Raw genomic sequence first — 16,545 nt, 5'->3', positions numbered from 1 at the left:
GTGTGCATCCTCCTGGTGCGCACCATAGTCGAGTTCCCTTGGTTGTCAACCTCAACAGTCAATTAAATGTAAGGTCGCATGGTTGGGATGTTGAGGCGTGCGTGCGAGTTGTCAGAGATGGTCGAAGCCACCTCAAGCCGTTTCGGCCGACATCTTTCCTAACGTGGCGATCGCAGAGGCGAACTCCGTGGCGGAGCCGAGCCGTGATATCTGGAGTAGTTCGTTCTGTCCGGTGTCGCTGCGCAGGGCGACTTCCTCGTATTGGCAGACTGGTATCTCCCGGTTGTTCTTGAAGCGGCGGTCACCTCCATGTCGGACGGTTGTATAGCACGATCAGTCTCCATTCTGGAGATGGCTACTCAAGAGTTGGCTTAAAACGCCGATATCCGGCGCATCAGATGAATAGTCGGGCACTGAGGGGAAATGTCTTTGAGCATTGATATGGATAAATGGAATCTTCTTGAGAAAGCGCACGACTACAGAGCGCAACTACGCCTGTTCGGCTTTGTGCTCCTCGCAGACGTGGTTTTAGTCTTGTCGACAGGGACTAACGTCTGGAACCTTCGTTGGTCGACGATCTCCGACCGGCCTGCCGCCCTCATCTTGGTCGTGCTGGCCTACGGTGCTGTGGTGAGGATTGTGGTGCCTCTATTGTTGCCGTTATTGCTGTCGGTCCTCGGCTTACTGGTTGAGTGGATTCAGTGCATTCCAGGGACAGCGCCCAACCGAACAGGCATGGAGTCCTTGACTTACGTTACGTGGACTGATGCCGACAGATGGCTTGCTGATGCGCCAGAAGGTTCGCGTCGAGTGGATGTTGAGAAGCAGATGGCGGAGATCGCTGAAGACGAGGTGCGTTGGGACTCGACTGTGCGGGCGGGGTGGACGGCTGTCGCGCTCGTGCTTCTCGGCTGGCTTGTTCCTGGCTCCACGGTTGCCGCAGTCGCGCATTGGCAGCAATGGGCTCCTTTGGCTGTCGGATTCTTTCCGGCAATTCCTTGCGCCTATGATTTGTGGGTCGGATCACCAGTTCGCAGGGAGGTTCGTATGCCAGAACTGGCAGAAAGACTCTACAGAGAGAGACATGGTGGCCCGCTGAGAAACGCTCGCGCCAAGAACTAGCTGTCCAACCGGGCTACTCCTCTCAAGACGCGCATGTATCATTGGCTAGCTTTCTCTCTGCGACAAAAGGAAGTGCCGTGTTTGTTGATGGTGAAATCAACTGAAATCATGGTGTCCGAGAAAGATCCATTTTCCTAACAGGCGATGCGCTTAATGAGTAAGAAAACCCTGGAGTCGATCACCTCCGCCAAGGCCAAGATCGAAGAGGAGCTCCGCAAGCTTGAGGAGCAGGAAGCAGCGCTCCGCCAAGAACAGGCCGCCGCCGCGTTTGCGGAGATCACGAGCCTTCTTAGCCAATACGGCGAGCACTTCACCCCGAAGCAGAAGGCCGAACTGGCGGTGGCCATCGGGGCCAGCAGCCCCGGCCGTGGCCGCAGAGCCGCTCCCGCTCAGGCCAAGAAGGAAGTCGCTCCCAAATACTGGCTTCCGCACACTCAGGAAACCTGGTCGGGCCGCGGACGCACCCCCTTGGCGTTCAAGGCCTGGGAAGGCTCTCCTGCCTATAACGAGTGGAAAGCAAAGCACCCGGGCGAGAAGTTCCCGAAGTATCCGGGCTGAGCGGCAACGGGGGCGGATGTAGGTTGTCCGAGGAAGTGGGGAGCCTAGGACTTGTCCTGAGCTCCCCAGCGATGGGCCAAGGAGCGCCGAGTAGGTCGAGGGACGACCGCTTGGCGCCTGGTCGTCAGGTGGGAATCTCTCAGGTGAAGAAATCCAACGCCTGTCTCAGAATTTGCAACAAGGACCGGTAAGATGGCGCCGCCAAGGAGCTGCATGCTGCGGCGCCCGGCACCACAACTCAATCGATGCTCAAGGACGAAGCTATGCCGAACCCCCACGTTCGTGCCGCCCGCCGTTTCGGCGGTGCCTGCCTGTTGCTGCTTACCGGCGCGCTGGCGGCCTTCCCCAGTGCGGCGGTCACCCCGAAGCGGCAGTATGGGCCGCCGTATGTCGGGGATTCCAGCAATGGTTCGCAATCGTTTGCCACCGTGAACGAGGCGGTGCAGTTTGTCATCGATGGCGCCATGCGGGTGTGCCAATCCAATGGCTGCGAAAAAACGCCCGTCTTTACCGTGACTTACAGCGACGGCTTCGCGGCCGCGAGCGTGTATCAAAACGGCCATTGGTGGGGCGATGTCTACGCCAACGACAAGATCGTGGGCGAAGGCCAGCCGGTCAAGAACACGGGTAGTTGCAACACCGGCTGCACCGGCGGGCTGGGCCAGGCTGGCGACAACACTGGCCCCCATGGCAGCAGCGGCAACGCCGCTCTGAAGCAAGGCGGGGTGCATCGGGGAACTGCCTTCGAAGGCGACCCGATCAACACGTCCACGGGCAACATGTTCCGCCAGGACACCGACTACGACTCGCCGACCTGGCTGACCCTGCGCCGGTTCTACAACAGCAAGACCTTCGTGACCGCGGTGACGCTGGGCAAGCAGTGGCGGCATTCCTTCGAGCGTCGACTGGATCTGATGCTGTCGGGTGTCGCCAATGGCGGCAGCTTTATCGATGTCCAACGGCCTGATGGTGTGGTGGAACGGTTTCGTCCCAGCAACGGCGCGTGGGTGCCGGATCCGGACATCGCCGATATCTTGACCGAGCGCCGCGACAGCGCCGGCGTGTTGCTGGGCTACTCCCTGGCGGTGGCGGCGACCCAGCAGACCGAGCTCTACGACACCGCCGGCCTGCTGCGCTCGGTGTTCGATCGCATGGGCCAGACGGTGCTGACCCTGGACTACAGCGATCTGCCGCCGGTCGCCGGCACCAAGCCGCCGCCGAACCTGCTGCAACGCGTTACCGATGCCAGTGGCCGCTCGCTGAGTTTCGCCTACGACAGCAACAACCGCCTGAGCACCGTCACCTTGCCCGACGGCGGCACGCTGACCTACGGCTACGACAGCATCGGCAACCTGACCTCGGTGCAATATCCGGACGGCAAGACGCGCCAATACGTCTACAACGAGGCCTCGCTCACCTCCAACAAGAGCCAGCCGACGGCGCTGACCGGCGTCATCGACGAGAAGGGCGTGCGCTTCGAGACCACGCGCTATGCCAGCAGTGGCGATGCGATTGCGTCGAGCTTCGCCGGCAACGTCGATGCCATCTCGGTCGAGTATTCGGCTTCCACCTCCAACTGGGCCACCCCGGCCGCAGTCACCTCGCCGCTGGGATTCAGAACCTTTCTGACCTACACCGACACCGGCTACGGCTCGCTCAAGCCGACCGGGGCCAGCGTGCCGTGCGGTGAACAATGCAATCAGCCCTGGAAGGCGCTGACCTACGACGACAACGGGTATCCGGCGTCGAGGACCGACTTCAAGGGCACGGTCACCAAGACCACCTACTCGGCCAATGGCCTGCTGACCCAGCAGATCGATGCGTCGGGCACTGCGCAGCAGCGCACGACGAACACCACCTGGAACACCAGCCTGCGCGTGCCACTGACGCGCACGGTGCTCGATGCGTCCGGCGCCACGACCGCCAAGACGGTGTGGGCCTACAACGCCCGCGGTCAGCAGACGGCACGTTGCGAGGTTGATCCGGGCGTGTCCACGGCTGCCAGCTACACCTGCGGCAGCATGCCTAACGCCCCGGCTGGGGTTCGCCAGTGGCTGACCAGCTACTGCGACACCGTGGACGGCACGCAGTGCCCACAGATCGGCCTGGTGCTGAGCCAGGACGGCCCGCGCACCGATGTGGCGGACACCATCACCTATCGCTACTACCTGACCGCCGACGAATCCGGCTGCAGCAACATCGGCGGTGCCTGCCACCGGGCAGGGGATCTGTATCAGGTCATCGATGCGCTAGGCCGGGCCACCACCTATGTGGCCTACGACCGAAATGGGCGCCCGACGCGCACCCAGGACGCCAATGGCCTGATCCGGGACCTCACCTACACGCCACGCGGCTGGACGGACTCAAGCACGCTGCGCGCGAACGCGGATGGCACACCGTCCGACCAAGATCAGACGACGGTCGTGGCCTACGATGAGGTAGGCAATGTCAGCAAGGTGAGCGACCCCGACGGCACGTTCGTCACCTACGGTTACGACGCCGCACATCGTTTGACCGACGTGACCGATGGCGCCGGCAACACCATCCACTACACGCTGGATGCATCGGGCAACCGCGCCAAGGAAGACATCAAGGACGCGTCGGGCACGCTCAAGCACACGCTATCGCGTGTCTACAACCGGATTGGTCAGTTGGCGACCCAGGCCACGGCCGAAGCCGATCCGACCGACTTCAGCTACGACGACAACGGCAATGTGCAGCTGGTCACCGACGCGCTCAAGCACAAGACCCAGGCCGACTACGATCCGCTCAACCGGGTCAAGCAGACCACACAGGACGTGGGCGGCATCGCGGCCAAGACCCAGTTCGACTACGACGCGTTGGACCGCATCGCCAAGGTCACCGATCCCAAGGGTCTGGCCACGCTCTACCAATACAACGGGCTGGGCGACCTGCTGAAGCTGACCAGCCCCGACACGGGCGTGACCAGCTATACCTACAACAGCGCCGGCAACATGGTTACGCAGACCGACGCGCGCGGCACCAAGACCAGCTACCTCTACGATGCGCTGGGGCGCCTGACCAAGACCACCTATGCCGACAAGGCGCTGATCGCCACCTACACCTACGATGCCAGCCAGACCGTGTGTGCGGCCGGGGAAACCTTCGCGCTGGGCCGCTTGAGCAGGCTGCAGGACGGCAGCGGCACGACCCAGTATTGCTACGACCGGTTCGGACGCGTCGTGCGCAAGGTGCAGACCACCAACGGCAAGGCGTTCGCGCTGCGCTACGCCTACACCAAGGGCGACCGCCTCAGCCAGGTGACCTATCCGGACGGCGCGGTGGTGGATTACGTGCGCAATGCGCTGGGACAAACAACGGAAGTGGGCGTCACGCCCGCCGGCGGCGCGCGTCAAAAACTCCTGAGCGGCGCGACCTATTACCCGTTTGGCCCCAGCGCTGGCTGGGTCTATGGCAACGGCCGGCCGTTGCAGCGCGTGCTGGACAAGAACTATCGCCCACTGGCGATCCAGGACGGCCGCAAGGATGGCCTCAACATCGGGTTCGGCTTCGACCCGGCGGGCAACCTCACCGCGCTGACCGCGCCCGGCAACACCGCACCCGTGGTGAAGTTTGGCTATGACAACCTGAATCGGCTGACCGCCTTCAAGGATGGCCCGACCGGCACGGTCATCGATGGCTACAGCTACGACGCCACCGGCAACCGGCTCAGCGCCCAGGTCAACGGCGCCAGCCAAACCTACACCTATCCAACCGACAGCCACCGCCTGGCGAACGTGGCGGGCGCCGCGCGCAGCTACGACGCGATGGGCAACACCACGGCCATCGATGGCACGGCCCGCACGTTCGCCTACGACGCGACGGGACGCATGAGCCAAGCCACGCGCAGTGGCACGTTGGCGATGGAGTATCGCTACAACGAGCGGGGTGAGCAGGTGCGCCGCTTCCTCGGCACCACCAACACCTACACCGTTTACGACGAAGCCGGCCACTGGATGGGCGACTACGACACCAACGGCAAGGCGCTCCAGCAGGCGATCTGGCTCGATGACCTGCCGGTGGGCGTGCTGGTGGGCACTGCGCTGAACTATGTGCAGCCGGACCACCTAGGCACGCCACGGGCTGTGATCGACTCGGCGCGTGACGTCGCCATCTGGACTTGGGACGTCAAGGGCGAGGCCTTCGGTAGCACGCCGCCGAACCAAGACCCGGACAACGACGGCACCGCATTCGTGTTCAACCTGCGCTTCCCGGGTCAGCGTTACGACAGCGCCACGGGGTTCAACCAGAACTATTTCCGGGACTACGACACCGTCAGTGGGCGGTATGCGCAGAGCGATCTGATTGGGCTCAGCGGCGGCATCAGCACTTATGCTTACGTGAAGGGTAGTCCAGTAGGCTCGGTAGACCGCTACGGTTTAGATACCGCGGTAATACTGTCCGGGTCTGCGCCAGGAAACCCTTTCGGGCACATAGCTGTCGCTGTAACAGGGCGTGGCATTTATAGTCGAGGGACCAAGCATGACTGGGGTTCAAGTTTTGATGACTACATTTCAGATCAGCTGAGCGATAGGTTTGTGGAGGTGGTTACTCTTAAGACCACGCGCGAACAAGAGAGCGAGATGATTGAGAAAATAAAAAGCGATGCAAAGAATCCTTACCACGTGTTGTCCAGTAATTGCGCAACAACGGTTGAAGCAGGGCTGAGCAGCATTGGCATCGATGCTGGCGACTCTATACTTCCAGGCGCCACATTCATGAATTTGTTGGGCAGCGATGCCAAAAATGGTTATTACTTTATACCCAAGGGTGGCAGGATTCCTGCTGGTCTCTCAAGCTATAACCCAGGTCGCTGATATGGGGTGGAAAATGAAGGTAAAAATAATTTCATTGTCGGTTGTTGTTTTTCTCGTATTGATGAATGGAGTGGGTTGCTCGGTCAGCGAGAAAGCTGTGTATGGAAACTTGCAGGCGCTTGACCTCCAATATGCACAAGATAAAAGCGATTTTCTTGTCGGGGAGGTTGGGGGTGAGAATGCTGTTCGTTTCCGTGTCGACGGAGGGCGTGTTTGGTGGGCGTTGAATAAGTTGAACAAAGAAAAGGAAATTTACTCGTTTCCAGACAACGGATTGATTCCTAACTGCCGCGCTGTTGATAGGCTGAAGGAGAGTGTGCGTCTGGCAGGGGATTTTGAGAAGGTGGCCTATTCAACTTGCAAGAAGTGAAGGCTATGGAGGGCGAGCTTTTAGGTTCGCGTAGGATTTTTCTGATGCCAAGGTCCGTGTTCAACTGATCACGAGTCCGCATCTCCCATGGCAAGCTGTCTTCATCGTCCAGGCCACTTCACCCACCATGGCTGGGGGACGGAGGCCAGAACCTCCACCTAAGCGCCGACGATCAAAGGCCCCGCATGCGGGGCCTTTGCTTTTCGCCCGGCGGGGTTGCGGCCTCAGATCGGCCAAGCGGGTAGGGGCGCGGCTCGACTTCATGGATACATTTGTCCAATCCCGTAGACGGTTTTCCCGCGCCTCCGGGCGGCGCTTGCGGCCCCTTCGGCCCAGCAGTAGCGTCTATGAGGCCGCATACCTCAAGGATCGACCGATGAAATCCTTCTCCGGAATAGTGATCGGGGTGGCCATGATGGCCGCCGGGTTGTCCCCGCTCGCCAAGGCAGCGGAGCAGCCGGCGTTGAACCCGGCCGACGTCATCGAGGGCATGGGGGAGCGCGTGCCGCCCGGCAAACAAAACGTCAGCCTGTCGCCGCTGTTCAAAGCCTACGTGTTCGAGAAGGCCGGCCTCAAGTTCGTTCAAATCAACTCGCTGCAGGACGAGGTCATCACCGTCATCGTCGTCACGCCTGGCGCCGAATCCCGCCTGCCGATCGGCTCTGCCGCGGGGCAACCGCTGCCCGTGCTCAAGGGCGACGCGACCAGTTGAGCGGATGCTCCCGGAGAGCGGGACTCCCCTCGTAGCTATCCCTTGCCCGCAAAGAGAAAGCCCCAGGTGGTGACCCGGGGCTTTCGAGGAAACGCGTTGCGACGCCGGCGCGTGCTCAGCTCAGGTCGCAGTTGCTCGGCAGCTTCCACGTCGTCGCCGGCAGCATGTTCTTGACCGCAGAAGATGCGGTGATGCCAACGTTGCTGGCACCGATGAGTTCTTCCAGGTCGGCGATCGACACGATGTAGTCGTCGAGGCTTCCCAGGCCGGTCTGGTTCGGGATGATCCAGCTGATGGCCTTCTCAGCGCCGGTGCTCGGGTCGGTGGTGATGATCGTCTTCCAGAAGTATTCCGGCGTGCGGATGCCGTGGCTCGAGAGGAAGTAGTCGTTCGACGTGTCGCCGAACACCACACCGCCGTAAACCTTCACCGGCTTGATGTCGCGGTAGCACTCGGCGACGTTCTCCGCCTGCACCCAGATTCCTTGGTTGAAGCCCGACACCTGCGGCACGATGTTCGACATCAGGTTCGCGCGGACGATGTAGGTCGAGTTGTAGTCCATGTGGTTCGACGTGACCAAGTGGCCACGGTCGTAGCCCGAGCGCACGCTGGCGTAGGACTTCGTCGAGGTCTGACCGCCACAGCCGCTCGGCAGGGTAGTGTCGAGCTTGAAATCGGACGGACGCGCCGCGGAGCCGGTGTCCGCGTTGAGCGAGTATTCGTAGCGCGTGGCGGTGTGCTCGGTGCAGTCGTAGGTCAGGATAAAGCCGCCCTTGTTGAGCGTGACGACCTGGGCCTGCGCTGCTGCGCTGGCGGTGGTGAACAGGAAGACGGCGAGGAAGATCCGGAATCGCATAGTGCACTTCTCCATGTGTTTAGGCAGGCCGCACGAACCCAGCACGCACGGACAAGGGCCGTGCTTGTTGAGAGACGCGCGAGTTGACAGAGGTGGAGCAGACAGCCGAGACCGGCTCGAGCCGGTGTGGTGGGAGAGACAACAACCGCGCCCCTTTGCCACGGAGTGGCACGCGGTTGCGACATGTATCTAACAGCGAGCTGAGCGGGTCAACCGCGGATTGGCCAAGGTGTGACTTGGTCGGAAGACTTCGTCGCTGTAAAACGGCCTCCATTGCCATGCAATACGGGCGAGGTATGGAGCAAAAAGAAAGCCCGGATTGCCCGGGCTTTTTGATGCGGATGCTCTATCGGAATCAACTGGTCAGCTGCACCCACAGCACCAGCAACACCATCGGCAGCCCGCTCAGCAGCGAAAAGATCCAGAAGGCTCCCATCAGAGCCAGCGGCGTCATGACCCACCACTGCCCAGCAGTGAACCCCTTGTCGCGCTGCCGAGCTGCGTAGGCGGTGCCCGGGCAGAGTCGCTCTGCTTTGCGCAGACCCCGCCGGGCCATCAAAGGCCCGACGAGGAAGCCGAACGGACCCAGGAAGAGCAGGGTCAGCGAGAACCACCAGAAAAATCGGTTGTGGGGCGTCAGCACTTTTTTAGGCGCAGCCCGCGGCGCACCGGCGCCAGGAAGCGGGTGTGCCAAGCCAACCGGCGTGCTGGCCATCGGGTCAGGGTTGGTCGTCATTTTGCGTAGGCCCTCCACGTGCCGTCGGCCTTGGCATAGCGCAGGTTCTTGTTGACGGGGACGGGGACCTGCCGACCAGCAATCTCGAGGACGACCTGGCCGCGCGTGTCGCAGCGGTAGCCGTCGGCGTCCTCGGCCTTGGTGCAGCCGGTCAACTCGAAGTCCCGAATGTCGCTCACTCGGCCGGCGCCGCTCTGCTCAAGCAGGGTCACCAGGGCCTGCTTGGCGTTGTCGTTCGAGGGCTTGCCGCTGCAGGCGGTCAGGCCCAAGGCCGTGGTCAACGCGACCAGGCCGATCCATGCGTTTTTCATGTCGTTCCTTTTGCTGAGGGATGGTGATGGGGGAGGCGGGCGAGATCAGGGGCTACGGCTTGTCGCGGTTGCCGTCGGGCTTGAAGCCCGCAATCCAGAGCCGGCTGTCCTTGAAGGGCGTCAGCAGGCCGCTGGTCCCCGGATGCAGATCTGCGGTCTGGAGGAACCCCGAGACCCACGCCACGCGCAGCGACACGTCGACGGCGCGATCGGCGACGCCGGGGCGGCTCACGTTGACGGCGAACGGTTGCGCGGGCGGGTTGGGGCCGGTGGAGCGCTGAGCGCCGGTGTTCGGCTTGCTGGCCGGCACCCGGATACCGGTCAGCGTGTCGCGGCCTTTCCAGAGAGCCGACGTGTTGAGCTCGGCCACTTCGCCCAGGTCGTCGCTGTCGGTCAGCGGGGCGTCGGCGCAGGCGCGGAAGGTCTCCGTGCTCGAGGTCGCGGGGTCGGACCAGATATGCGCTTCCACGGTCCAGCAGGGCAGAGAGACGCCCCATTCGGTGAACGTCAGCGCGACCCGAGGCCACTCCAAGCGGCCTGCCTGGGCAGCCTGATGGTTGTCGCCCTTGAAGAGTCCGGGCAGCTTCCCGGCGCCGCCGAGGGGCGTGTAGAGGGGGCCGGTGCTGCTGGTCCGGGTGGTGGACTTGCCGTCTGCGTTCGGCTTGATGCCGACCATTCGTTGGCCGGCATCTTTCAAGCTGCCACCCAGTTGGCGGAAGAAGCCGGGCTTGGGGGCTGAGCCGTCCTGGGCCTGGGCCGTGATGGCCAGCGACGCTGCGAGCAGGACGGCGCCTGCGATCCGTGCGGTCTTCATGAAATCCCCTGTCTATGGTTGGAGGGTGCTACATTTCATGAAGAGTCTGCCATGCAGAGGAGGACCAAGTCATGCTGTCTGACCCGGTTTTTCAACTTTCATTCACTTGTCGAAGTCCTCACCCCGCGCGCTCTTTGCAGCTCGCCTCAAGCAGGCCCGAGAGCTGCGCGGCATTGCCAGCCAACGAGCGCTGGGGGTGCTGATGGGGCTTGATAAGAAGCTGGCGAGCAGCCGGGTCAACCGCTACGAGACTGAGGTCAGCGGAATCGACTTGGATGGGCTGGGAAGGCTGGCCGATACGCTAGGGGTGCCAATGGCCTATCTGGTCGCCGAAGACGACGACATAGCAAAAGCAATCTTGGCTCTGGCGCAGATGGCTCCTGAAGAGCGATCTCGCGCCATCGACGCTTTGTTGCGAGCCGGCAACCTCTCTGGCTGACCGGTTGTTCAGGGGCGGTCCCTGGGACTTACGAATCCAGTGTCCGAGGCCCTGCCCACCGGCAACATGGTTCACCAGGGCAGTAGGCATGGGGCTTGCCATGAACCATCTTTTTTGGCAAAAAATTTTGTTTTATGTTATTTAAATCATGGGGTTACCGGAATTTTTGAGCCGTTATAGTCTGTAGCTCTATCTAGATACTGGGTGAGAGGAAGAGAAAACTTGTAGCATCGATCCTCCGAGCGGCAAGTTATGGCACTTCTCCAGTCCATCCTCGACTTCCTTGAACGCATGGCTTCGCAAACCGACCCAGTTTTCGCCGCGGCGTTGCTGCTTGTCGTAATGGCCCTGACCTTGGTGGGAATGTCCCTCTATGTGGTGCTGGCGGCGATCCGAGGGCGAAAGGAATGAGCACGACTTGGGGGAGTTTCCCGAAGGGGGCCGTTGAGTCGGCTCAACTGGCATCCCTCACTGGGGCTGGTGGAGACGTGGGCATCCACATTGCGGCCCATAAGCTCTACTTTGCGCTGGCGCTCGAAGTGAACTTCGTCACTCGCCAGGTCGAAATGGGGATGTCGTTCCTGCAGGATCGCACTGCACTCGCTAGGCCAATGTTGAGTAGGGCCTTGGGAGCTTTGGAACAGGCTGGAGTGTTGCAGGTTGAGCGCGATGGCTATCGAAACCGGTATACACAGCTCCTACATGTGCCGAACGCTTTTCGGCAGGTCCCAAGCTTTGTGACCCGCCAAGCGCTCAAGTTGAAGCTCAACCGAGGGGTGTCCGTTCTGGCGGCGTGGAAGTTGCTGCCCGTGTTGCTTTATTTGCGTGATAGAAAAACAGGTGACGCGCTGGCCATGCATGAGACGTTGCAGCGCTACTCACGAGTGCGGCCGGAACACATCAGTGCCGGCATCTCCCAGTTGGTCGAATGGGGCCTAGTCAGGCACCGACCGACGGAGAGCAATCGCAACGGCCATCCAAGCTTTGTGTATCGGCTGGTAGGAGACTTCGGTGGTGGGACACCTGAAAACGCTGTGGCGACCACCCCAGTGCTGAAACCGCACAAGGTGCCTTTCTAAGGATGACCTGGTTCGTCGGGAGCTTGTGGAGAGCAGATAGCGGCAGAGAACTCCCAAAGGCCCACAATCAGCTCCGCTTCTTCCAGCGGCGGGGGCGCCGCCTTCCCTCAGGTGACGTCCTCTGTCCCGTCTGCCCGTCGTGCGCGAATCAAGGGCTGGTGCCCTCTGCTGGGAGAGGTGTGCCCAGCTCAGGTCCCATGTTGACCAGCTCCTGACAGAGTGGGCGAGCCTCATTTGGTGCGTAGACACCGCAAACGTGGCACATCCCAAAGGTGGCCATGGCTGACATACGCGCTGCGTTGTCCAGCATGGTCAGGACAACGCTCGGATCGAAGTCGGCTTCCAAGGTCTGGCGGTGCCCATACATAGCCAGAGCGGCACGGCCTCCATGGGTAAAGGAGTGATAGAGATTCCACTCGTCCTGTGAAAACCTTGAGAAAAAATCGGTGCCCACAAAAGGCGGTCGGGCGTCGATGGCGGCGGCCACATCGGTCAGATTGCCCCCTTGGAACTTGTCATTTTCAACAAGCTGCGAGGCTTGCTGGTCAGTCGCACACAGGGCAAACCACCACCCGCGTTGCAGGGTTTCATACATGGGGCGCACGAGGGCGAAGGCGCTCGGGATCAGATTTAAGTCAGGCTTTGAGGTCAAGGTAACGATAGAAAGGGCGTGCTGGAAAGAAAGCCCAAATTCCTGGTATCCGATGTGGTGCCGATCGGGTGCGTGCTCAGGTGGCATGGGGACCTGTTTTGCGATATCGGCCATGCGAAGCTGAAGGGCCAGCACTTCCTCTGCGCGTTGTAGGATTGGATCTTGAGGCACGGCGGCATCCTCCCATAGGGCTAAGGGCGAGGGTAGCGCAGTCGTTCCCATCTCGGCATATCAGCATGAGCAGTGAAGGGCTGGCTCAACCCGGCACTTGCTTAGATAATTGGCAATCGACCTATCAGGATTGGAGTGTCTATGTCAAGCTTGGTTCCGCGAGAGAAGCGTAAGTTGGAAGACTTGTTTGGCATGAACAGTGGCTATGTGTTGGATTTTTCCAACAACACGTTCGCGCGGTTTTTTGAAGAGGAAATCAAGCGAGACATTTACAGCGGCGCTTATAGCGACAAGGGTTCCTCCAAGGCCAACCATCTACGCAGCTTCTGGAACAAAGAGGATGATGCCTTGGTTGGGCGAGTCATTGCTGGCTTGCTGGAGTATTGCAAAGAAACTGGCCATTCGGCGCTTGAGCGGCAAGCGCTATTCCGTGACTGCGAGGCGATCGCTGCGCGATTAGCTCAGGCAAAACCTATACCAGACATTGAAACGCTAGAGGGCGATACTGAAGACTTTCAGCAGGTGGCGAAGGCAGCCCGCGAGTGTTTTGAGCGAAACGAACCCGAGCAGGGGTTAGACCGCTTGCATACTTTTTTGGTTAAGTTTCTTCGGAAGCTTTGCGAAGACCACAGTATTCCCAAGGACCGCTCGGTTCCGCTGGGCGGGTTGATGGGAGCCTACGTAAAGCGCCTGAAAGAAGAGGGTTTGGTTGCCTCGCAGATGACCGAGAACATACTTAAAGGGGCCATCACAATCTTCGGGCAATTCGATCATGTGCGGAACAACCATTCGATGGCCCACGATAACCCCGTTTTGGCTTACGACGAAGCTCTGCTAATTGCCAGCAATGTCACTAGCACGGTCCGCTTCATTAAAGCATCGGAAGAGCGGTTTAAGGCAGCAGCTCGCGTTCGCGCCGTGGAGGCGAGCCGTCAGGACCTCAATTTTCCCTTTTAATTGCCGCTTTGCCAGGTGGACGTTGACTGGGATATAGGGTAGGTCGGCAGTAGGCATCTGGTGATGCTCATGATGGAGCTCCAGAAAAGGCAGAAAATTTGAGCGGTGCATACTTATGCCCGGGGCCGGTCGAGTGGTTCATTGGCCAGTTGCCTTTACGGGTAGAACTTGCTCGGCTCAGCCAAGCACGAATCGAACTGCCCCCGCTGGTAGCGCGGCAGTTCCACGTTGGGCTGATACAGCTCCAGTGCGCTGATCTGCTTGCTGCGCGTCGCCTGCGATCGCTTGTGTAAGTAGTGCTTGCGAAGCACTGGAACCCGTTCGCGGGGATCGGTGCTGTGGCCCGTGACCAAGGCAATCTCCTTCTCGGGGACGTCGATTGCATCGAGTTCGGTGGCTAGGGTGTGGCGGAAGGCGTGGAAGCCGATTCCTTTCTCGAACCCAAGGGTCTTCAGGTAGCGCCCAAAGTCCACCACGAACTGCTGGCTGTAACGCGCATTCGTTTCCCCGGTCTTCCGGTTCACACCAGCGGAGAGCAACGGGAACAGTCGGGGGTGGTCGGTCGCCTTCATGTCTTCCACGAATTCCAGGAAGCCTGCCTCCAAGAGTGGCTTCGCGATGGGGACGATGCGCATGCAGCCCGCACCCTTCATGCTTTGCCGGCTGCGCCGACGGCGTTTCGGGTCCGCGGCCAAGTCTTGGTCCAACGTCTTCTGGAAAGCGATGCACCACACCCCGCGTTCCTCAATGATGTCGGTCAGCTTCAGCTGGCAGACCTCGTTGACCCTGGCGCCGGTATACAAGCCGATCATCGGCGCCCACCAATACTGGGGTTTCTTTGCCCAGGGGATGAATGTCTCGGGGTCGAAAATGGCCTGCAGGTCTTCGTCCTCGAACAGCCGGATGGCCTTCTCTGGATCGATGGTGTCGTCCTGCTTGATCTTCCGGAAGGCTTTCATGGGCGAAGAAACGATGGCCTGTCCGTTGACCAGGTGGTTGAAGAAAGCGACGAGGAACCGGCGATGACGCTCCTCGGTGGCCGGGGCCAGCGGCGCCACGTCCTGCTCTTTCCCCATGGCGATGGCTTCGTCGAAGGTGAGATCCTTCAACAGCGGGTCCGACGTCAAGTTCCTGGGGGCCCAGCGTAGGAGCTTCCAGAGCGCTTGGATGTGGTGGTAGTCGACACGTGATGCGGAGATGTTGCCGCAGGTAAGAAGCAGCAGCTTCAACGTGCGCTCGGTGGCCAACACTGTCTTTGGGTCCAGCTGCCGGCGGCGCATGTCCTCCAGATGGTCTTCGATTTCTTTGGCCAAGGGGCGCGACGGGGTGCCCATGGGCAACTGCGCTGGGTAGCGTGTGCTGTTCTTCAGGCCGCTCTTTCGTCCGGTTTCGTCGAGCGCGGCGAGGATGCACTCTTGGAGATTGATGGCGGCTTCCCGGCCTCGGATGATGGCGCGGTCGATGCGGAACCGGCCGATGTGGATGCCTTCCAGCTGCAGGAGGCCGAACGGCGAGGCGATGTAATCGTTGAGTGTTGCGGAGGGGTTGCTGGTCATGGGTCACTTCCATCGAAAGATGGAAGTAGGGATAAAACAGGGCGCGAATTCGTCAATGGGGTCGATACAAAAACTTGCAGCGTTGGCGCAGTCCTTAGGCGTTAGGGTATTCCCGATGGGGTGCTTCCCGCATCCGCAAATTCGTTATCCGGCGAGAAGCCTTATAAACCAAGGGTTTTGAGAGAATTTTTGTCGATTTATCGCAGTCAATTGCGTACTGTTTGCAGTAAATAAGCTAACTAAAATGATTGAAGTGTAGATTTCGAAGCTTAACCAATGATAAATGTTAGCTTATTTTAGTTAGTTTATTTATATTTCTCTGGGTTTTTGGCAACAGAATTTTTTTCTGAGCAACAGCGAAGGAGTTGCGACGGTGGATCACTTCGAAGGCGTGGTGCTCGACTACCTCCGAGCGGACCGTGGGTTGTTCGTCAATAGCCAATGCTGCATCCAGCTCAACGAGGGGGCCAACCCGGACACCAGCGGCCCGCATTGGTATTGCGACGCGGTGGCCGTGAGCTTCAAGGAACAGATGGCTTACCTGTGTGAGATCACCTACGCGGCCGGGGTATCGTCGCTCCTAGGTCGGCTGCGGTCTTGGGATGAGCATTGGGAAGGACTGAAGGTTGCCCTGGCGCGCGACAGTGGTGTGCCGGCAGCGTGGCCCCTCAGACCCTGGCTTTTCGTGCCGGAAGCACATGCAGAGCGGCTGAAGGCCGGCCTCGCGTCTCTGCGCTGCCTGCCGAGTCCGCGAATCACGTTCCTTGAGGAAGTCGTGCCCTGGAGCTACCGATCCTGGAACCGCGGTTCCTATGAGGATGCTCCAGGCCTATGAAGTCCAGCGGCATAGGCAGCTGACCCGCCATCTCCATCGCCGGCTATGATTCCCGCAAAGGGGAGGGAAGCCGATATGAGGATGATTCGAATCCGCCAGGCCCTGCTCGGCTGGGCTCTCTTGCTGCCAGCGTCAGCAGCCATGGCCTGCAGCTGCGTGATGTATGAAAGCTTGGACGACGCTAAAGCCAGGGCTGCCGTGGCTGTCCAGGCGACGATGGTTTCCGTGCAGAGGAAGATCGTTCAGCACGGTGACGCGCCTTACTCGGAGCAAGAGGTGGTCCGTTGGCGTGTTGGGGAGTCCATGCGTGGTCCCTTGGCCGCAGGCCAGGAATTCGAGACGCGGACAACGATTTCTCCGGCTGCCTGTGGTGAGCAGGTGGTCGATGTCCAGCGAGCGCAAGCAATGCCTCTACGTAAAACGTGGTGGCTGTTCTTCCAGTGGATTCCCGAGAACGGGGCGTCTTGGTTTGTTGCCACGTGCTCAAGAAGCCAGCCCGTTGACGCAGTGTCCCCAGTGCCTGCTTCGTAGGATGACCT

At 60.4% G+C, this 16,545-nt stretch carries 16 protein-coding genes; 10 read left to right on the top strand and 6 right to left on the bottom strand.

Annotated features, from left to right (window positions below; genetic code table 11):
* Positions 1–423 precede the first annotated feature (423 nt).
* The 5 genes from AC1PME_RS14870 to AC1PME_RS14850 all read left to right on the top strand — a co-directional run bounded on the left by AC1PME_RS14870 (position 424) and on the right by AC1PME_RS14850 (position 7,600).
* Positions 424–1,122: a hypothetical protein gene (locus AC1PME_RS14870; RefSeq protein WP_481096286.1), complete on the top strand. Its 699-nt coding sequence runs from the start codon at positions 424–426 to the stop codon at positions 1,120–1,122.
* Between the two features lie 153 nt (positions 1,123–1,275).
* Positions 1,276–1,680, top strand: a complete 405-nt coding sequence (locus AC1PME_RS14865; protein ID WP_481096285.1) for an H-NS histone family protein — start codon at positions 1,276–1,278, stop codon at positions 1,678–1,680.
* A gap of 245 nt (positions 1,681–1,925) precedes the next feature.
* Positions 1,926–6,518, top strand: a complete 4,593-nt coding sequence (locus tag AC1PME_RS14860) for an RHS repeat-associated core domain-containing protein (protein WP_481096284.1) — start codon at positions 1,926–1,928, stop codon at positions 6,516–6,518.
* Between the two features lie 13 nt (positions 6,519–6,531).
* Positions 6,532–6,888 (top strand): hypothetical protein, encoded by a 357-nt coding sequence (locus tag AC1PME_RS14855; RefSeq protein ID WP_481096283.1) that lies wholly within the window; start codon positions 6,532–6,534, stop codon positions 6,886–6,888.
* Positions 6,889–7,264: 376 nt separating this feature from the next.
* On the top strand, positions 7,265–7,600 hold the full coding sequence (locus AC1PME_RS14850; RefSeq protein ID WP_481096282.1) for a hypothetical protein: 336 nt from the start codon (positions 7,265–7,267) through the stop codon (positions 7,598–7,600).
* A gap of 115 nt (positions 7,601–7,715) precedes the next feature.
* Here the strand turns inward: AC1PME_RS14850 and AC1PME_RS14845 are convergent, their stop codons facing one another.
* The 4 genes from AC1PME_RS14845 to AC1PME_RS14830 form a co-directional block, all read right to left on the bottom strand.
* Positions 7,716–8,456, bottom strand: a complete 741-nt coding sequence (locus AC1PME_RS14845; protein WP_481096281.1) for a DNA/RNA non-specific endonuclease — start codon at positions 8,454–8,456, stop codon at positions 7,716–7,718.
* A 355-nt stretch (positions 8,457–8,811) separates the two neighbouring features.
* A complete protein-coding gene (locus AC1PME_RS14840; protein WP_481096280.1) occupies positions 8,812–9,192 on the bottom strand; it encodes a hypothetical protein in 381 nt (126 codons plus the stop codon).
* The gene (locus AC1PME_RS14835) at positions 9,189–9,503 is read right to left on the bottom strand and encodes a hypothetical protein (RefSeq protein ID WP_045760595.1); all 315 of its coding nucleotides are present in this window, start codon (positions 9,501–9,503) and stop codon (positions 9,189–9,191) included. The genes AC1PME_RS14840 and AC1PME_RS14835 overlap by 4 nt, the downstream gene beginning before the upstream one ends.
* Before the next feature lie 52 nt (positions 9,504–9,555).
* Positions 9,556–10,317, bottom strand: a complete 762-nt coding sequence (locus AC1PME_RS14830) for a hypothetical protein (protein ID WP_481096279.1) — start codon at positions 10,315–10,317, stop codon at positions 9,556–9,558.
* 172 nt (positions 10,318–10,489) lie between these two features.
* On the opposite strand from AC1PME_RS14830, the gene AC1PME_RS14825 reads away from it, so the two are divergent.
* The 3 genes from AC1PME_RS14825 (at position 10,490) to AC1PME_RS14815 (ending at position 11,835) form a co-directional block, all read left to right on the top strand.
* On the top strand, positions 10,490–10,756 hold the full coding sequence (locus AC1PME_RS14825) for an XRE family transcriptional regulator (protein WP_481098127.1): 267 nt from the start codon (positions 10,490–10,492) through the stop codon (positions 10,754–10,756).
* 252 nt (positions 10,757–11,008) lie between these two features.
* Complete coding sequence (locus tag AC1PME_RS14820) at positions 11,009–11,167, top strand: hypothetical protein (RefSeq protein WP_481096278.1); 159 nt, start codon at positions 11,009–11,011, stop codon at positions 11,165–11,167.
* A 77-nt stretch (positions 11,168–11,244) separates the two neighbouring features.
* Positions 11,245–11,835: a hypothetical protein gene (locus AC1PME_RS14815; protein WP_481096277.1), complete on the top strand. Its 591-nt coding sequence runs from the start codon at positions 11,245–11,247 to the stop codon at positions 11,833–11,835.
* Positions 11,836–11,983: 148 nt separating this feature from the next.
* Here the strand turns inward: AC1PME_RS14815 and AC1PME_RS14810 are convergent, their stop codons facing one another.
* Entirely contained in the window at positions 11,984–12,601 is a 618-nt protein-coding gene (locus AC1PME_RS14810; protein WP_481096276.1) for a DUF6988 family protein, read from the bottom strand.
* A gap of 231 nt (positions 12,602–12,832) precedes the next feature.
* Here AC1PME_RS14810 and AC1PME_RS14805 point away from each other — a divergent pair, with 231 nt between their 5' ends.
* Positions 12,833–13,615: an abortive infection family protein gene (locus tag AC1PME_RS14805; RefSeq protein ID WP_481096275.1), complete on the top strand. Its 783-nt coding sequence runs from the start codon at positions 12,833–12,835 to the stop codon at positions 13,613–13,615.
* Between the two features lie 155 nt (positions 13,616–13,770).
* Here the strand turns inward: AC1PME_RS14805 and AC1PME_RS14800 are convergent, their stop codons facing one another.
* Positions 13,771–15,171, bottom strand: a complete 1,401-nt coding sequence (locus AC1PME_RS14800) for a site-specific integrase (protein ID WP_481096274.1) — start codon at positions 15,169–15,171, stop codon at positions 13,771–13,773.
* 373 nt (positions 15,172–15,544) lie between these two features.
* Here AC1PME_RS14800 and AC1PME_RS14795 point away from each other — a divergent pair, with 373 nt between their 5' ends.
* A complete protein-coding gene (locus AC1PME_RS14795; RefSeq protein WP_481096273.1) occupies positions 15,545–16,006 on the top strand; it encodes a hypothetical protein in 462 nt (153 codons plus the stop codon).
* Positions 16,007–16,545 lie beyond the last annotated feature (539 nt).

It is taken from the genome of Xanthomonas sp. NCPPB 901 (genome assembly GCF_056725085.1).
Note: the sequence above shows the minus strand (reverse complement) of the source record. Positions and strands in the feature narration are given on the sequence as shown.

Excerpts from the sequence above, each read along its gene's own strand:
- AC1PME_RS14870 (WP_481096286.1), top strand. The coding sequence starts at position 424 with ATGTCTTTGAGCATTGATATGGATAAATGGAATCTTCTTGAGAAAGCG.
- AC1PME_RS14865 (WP_481096285.1), top strand. The coding sequence starts at position 1,276 with ATGAGTAAGAAAACCCTGGAGTCGATCACCTCCGCCAAGGCCAAGATC.
- AC1PME_RS14860 (WP_481096284.1), top strand. The coding sequence starts at position 1,926 with ATGCTCAAGGACGAAGCTATGCCGAACCCCCACGTTCGTGCCGCCCGC.
- AC1PME_RS14855 (WP_481096283.1), top strand. The coding sequence starts at position 6,532 with ATGAAGGTAAAAATAATTTCATTGTCGGTTGTTGTTTTTCTCGTATTG.
- AC1PME_RS14850 (WP_481096282.1), top strand. The coding sequence starts at position 7,265 with ATGAAATCCTTCTCCGGAATAGTGATCGGGGTGGCCATGATGGCCGCC.
- AC1PME_RS14845 (WP_481096281.1), bottom strand. The coding sequence starts at position 8,456 with ATGCGATTCCGGATCTTCCTCGCCGTCTTCCTGTTCACCACCGCCAGC.
- AC1PME_RS14840 (WP_481096280.1), bottom strand. The coding sequence starts at position 9,192 with ATGACGACCAACCCTGACCCGATGGCCAGCACGCCGGTTGGCTTGGCA.
- AC1PME_RS14835 (WP_045760595.1), bottom strand. The coding sequence starts at position 9,503 with ATGAAAAACGCATGGATCGGCCTGGTCGCGTTGACCACGGCCTTGGGC.
- AC1PME_RS14830 (WP_481096279.1), bottom strand. The coding sequence starts at position 10,317 with ATGAAGACCGCACGGATCGCAGGCGCCGTCCTGCTCGCAGCGTCGCTG.
- AC1PME_RS14820 (WP_481096278.1), top strand. The coding sequence starts at position 11,009 with ATGGCACTTCTCCAGTCCATCCTCGACTTCCTTGAACGCATGGCTTCG.
- AC1PME_RS14810 (WP_481096276.1), bottom strand. The coding sequence starts at position 12,601 with ATGGCCGATATCGCAAAACAGGTCCCCATGCCACCTGAGCACGCACCC.
- AC1PME_RS14800 (WP_481096274.1), bottom strand. The coding sequence starts at position 15,171 with ATGACCAGCAACCCCTCCGCAACACTCAACGATTACATCGCCTCGCCG.